General features: G+C 68.0%; 2 protein-coding genes and 1 pseudogene. 1 reads left to right on the top strand and 2 read right to left on the bottom strand.

What is annotated here, in order from left to right; all coding sequences use genetic code 11:
- Positions 1-211: 211 nt before the first annotated feature.
- The gene (locus tag ACH107_RS31390) at positions 212-1,603 is read right to left on the bottom strand and encodes an AAA family ATPase (protein WP_412509571.1); all 1,392 of its coding nucleotides are present in this window, start codon (positions 1,601-1,603) and stop codon (positions 212-214) included.
- A 442-nt stretch (positions 1,604-2,045) separates the two neighbouring features.
- Between ACH107_RS31390 and ACH107_RS31385 the strand changes: the two genes are divergently transcribed.
- Positions 2,046-3,071, top strand: coding sequence for a replication initiator protein A (locus ACH107_RS31385; protein ID WP_412509570.1), 1,026 nt, complete (start codon positions 2,046-2,048; stop codon positions 3,069-3,071).
- Positions 3,072-3,078: 7 nt separating this feature from the next.
- Here the strand turns inward: ACH107_RS31385 and ACH107_RS31380 are convergent.
- Positions 3,079-3,274: pseudogene (locus tag ACH107_RS31380) on the bottom strand (hypothetical protein); the annotation flags it as partial.

The following is a 3,274-nucleotide window of genomic DNA, read 5'->3' as shown; positions in this document are numbered from 1 at the left end:
GGCGGGCCGCGCCGAGGGAGCGGGCAGGGGGCCCGGGGCCGGGTCGGCCAGCCGGGCCGGATCGGGCGGGGTCAGCCGTTTGCGCTTGGCCATGGCATCATCTCCTGTCCTGTCGGAACCGGGCGGCATCCGCCCGGTCGCATCCTGTTCCCTCCCCCGGAGGGATCACCGGCCGCGCCGGACCGCTGCGCAGTGTTTCGCGCGCGAAACATCACTCCGCCACCTCCCGCGCGGCCAGTTCGTCGCGCCGCCAGCTGCCCAGCAGAAGCGTCTTGAAGGCGGCATAGGTGGCGTCGAAGGTCTCGCGCCCGCGGGCATAGGTCTCGCGGTTGAAATCGCGGTAATCGGCTTCGTAGATGCCCTGCACCTGCTCGCCCGCCTGCCCGATGAGCGCGGTGTAGTCCTGCCGGTGGGGGCTGAGCGTGCTGCCGAGATAGGCCTGCATCAGCGCCGCCAGCTCGGCCTGCTGGGTGCCGTCATAGCGGGTGATGACCGCGCGCACCGCGTCCCACTGGAAGGCCAGCCCCTCGCGCCCGAGTGCCCGGGCGGCCATGTTCTCGGCCTCCTCGATCGAGGAGAAGGTGGCATGCAGCATGTCGAAGAAACGGCCCGTGGAATCGAACTCCAGGAAGGACGCGCCGAGCGGCACGAGCAGGATGTCCGCCGCCGCCAGCCCGTTGATCGTCAGGTAGCCAAGGGCCGGCGGGGTATCGAGGAAGATCACGTCGTAGGCATCCAGCACGCCGTCCTCGGCCAGCATGTCGGTCAGCGCGTCCCAGAGCTTCCAGCCGCGGCCCTGCATCCGCCAGACGGGGATCTGGAACTCGGCCCAGTAGAGGTTGAGCTGCGCGCCGATGAGGTCGATGTTCGGCCAGTGGGTTTTCTGGACAAGGCCTTGCGCGCGGATATCCATCGCCTCGCCCAGCGTGTCGTCGAGGGGGTGTGGGGCCTCGCCGCGGTCGATCCGGCGCTGGTTCTCGGCCCGCAGGTAGCTGCCGTAATGGCGCGCCAGCAACGGGAAGACCGTTTGCCATTCATCGGCCACCTGCCCGCCGAAGACGCTGGTCATCGAGCCCTGGCTGTCGAGGTCGATCACCAGCACCTTGTAGCCGTCGAGCGCCGCCGACATCGCCAGGTGCGCGGCGGTCGAGGTCTTGCCGACGCCGCCCTTGAAATTGGCCACCGCCGTCAGCTTGGCGGGCTGGCCGGCGGGACGGTAGGGCAGGTACTCCTTGGCTTTCGATCCCTCCTGTCCGAAATGCGCGCGCAGGCGCAGCACCTCGTCGAGGGTGAACCACTTGGCCCCGCCCTCGGTTTCCGACCGGCCCTGCGGCAGGTCGGGGTTGGCCTTGAGCACCCGGCGGAAATGGCCGGTGGCGACCGGGATGAGATAGCGGGTGATTTCCCAAGTGGAAAATAGGCGCAATTGCCGTCCGCCGCTTTCCGCCATCCCGCGGCTGGCCAGGTCCGTCCGGCCGGCCAGGCAGGCCTCGGCCACTCGGCGGAATTCATCGGTGCTGGGCGCGCCGGCCAGCTGAGTCAGCGCCGCGTCCGGATCGATGTTGAAGTAGGGGGGCAAGCTGGTCTGGCTGCTCGGTTTCATGGCACTTTCCGAAAGTCATGTTCGCCTTTTACCACAGCATACGTGAAAACGGCGAACATGGAAGGGAAATGCGAACAAAACCCGATTTTCTTTGCAAATCCGTGAGGCTTTGGGCCGTTCGCACACGGTGTGGCACTACTCCGGACCAAAAAATGCAGTTATTTTCTTGTTATCATATTTGTTACGGGCCGTCCGGGTTTTCCGTATCCGATTGATTTTTATGAGCTTTTGCCAGTTTTGCCGTTCCGTGGTGACTCTGAACCCTCGATACGGCGATTCCGATCCCCCGCTCGTCCGATTCCGATCCTCCGTTCTGGCGCCGCCCGGTACTGGACGGGGTTTGTGGATAACTCTAGGGTGGGTGTCACTGAAACCCCGATAAAAGAGTCGTGTCAGACCGGGGGCAGGGCAGGGCGGCGAAACGGGCCGCGAAGGGGGACGGATGAGTTCGACAGGCATCCCGGCGACGGCAGGGGGCGGGCTGGCGCCCGACCGGCATCCGACGGCGGATTTCTTCGTCTGCGACATCTTCGATGCCAGCCCCAAGGACGACCTGGGTTCGATGGAGCATCCGATCTTCTCGCTCGCGACCCGGCCCGACCGGCGGGTGCTTTCCTATGCGCATAACGGCGTGACCGTCGAGGTGACCCCCAGCGTCAAGGGGCGCGCGACCATCCATGACAAGGACATCCTGATCTATTGCGTGAGCCAGTTGATGGCGGCGCTCAACGCCGGCCGCGCGGTATCGCGCACGCTGCATTTGCGCGCCCATGACCTGCTCGTCGCGACGAACCGCGATACCAGCGGCGACAGCTATGCCCGGCTGCGCGAGGCGTTCGAGCGGCTGGCCGGCACGCGGATCACCACCAATCTCATCACCGGCGGGGTGGAGACGACCCGCGGTTTCGGCCTGATCGAGGGCTGGGAGATCGTGCGGCGCACCCGGGGCGGGCGGATGGTCAGCGTGACGGTGACGTTGTCGGAATGGCTTTTCCGCGCGGTGCTGTCGAAATCGGTCCTGACGCTCTCGCGCGATTATTTCCGGCTGCGCAAACCGCTGGAGCGGCGGATCTACGAGCTGGCGCGCAAGCATTGCGGGCGCCAGCCCGGCTGGCGGGTGAGCGTGGCCACGCTGCACAAGAAGGCCGGATCCGCCGCGCCGCTGCGGGTGTTCCGCGCGGCCCTGCGCCGGATGGCGGCGGCAGATCACCTGCCGGACTACGAGATGCGCGAACTGCCCGGTGACATGATCACGTTCGAGCGGCGCGACCACGTGGCGGAGCCCGAGCCCTCGGGCGCGCCGCTGCTGGCGCCCGAAACGCTGGAGGCGGCGCGGGATCTCGCCCCTGGCGCGGACGTGCACGCGCTGGAAGCGGCATGGCGCGGCTGGTGGTTTGAGACGGGCCGGCCCCGCCTGACGGATCCGGACGCGGCCTTCCTGGGCTGGGTCCGCGCGCGCCGGGGGTGACCGGGCCTCAGACCCGCGCGGCGAGCGCCGCCACCCCGTCTGGCACCGTGGGCCATGCCGCGTCCCCGGCACGGGGCGCAGCGGGGTCGGTGATGATGGTGCGGCACGTGGCCCGCATGTCATCGACCCATGCCAGCCCGGCCTGGTAGACGGACAGGTCCGCGTCGGACAGGCGCCCGGCGGCCACGGCGGCGGCCAGGTTG

The organism is Roseovarius halophilus (ex Wu et al. 2025), from assembly GCF_047086965.1.
The sequence above is the reverse complement of the archived record's forward strand: the minus strand, read 5'-3'. Positions and strand labels throughout refer to the sequence as shown.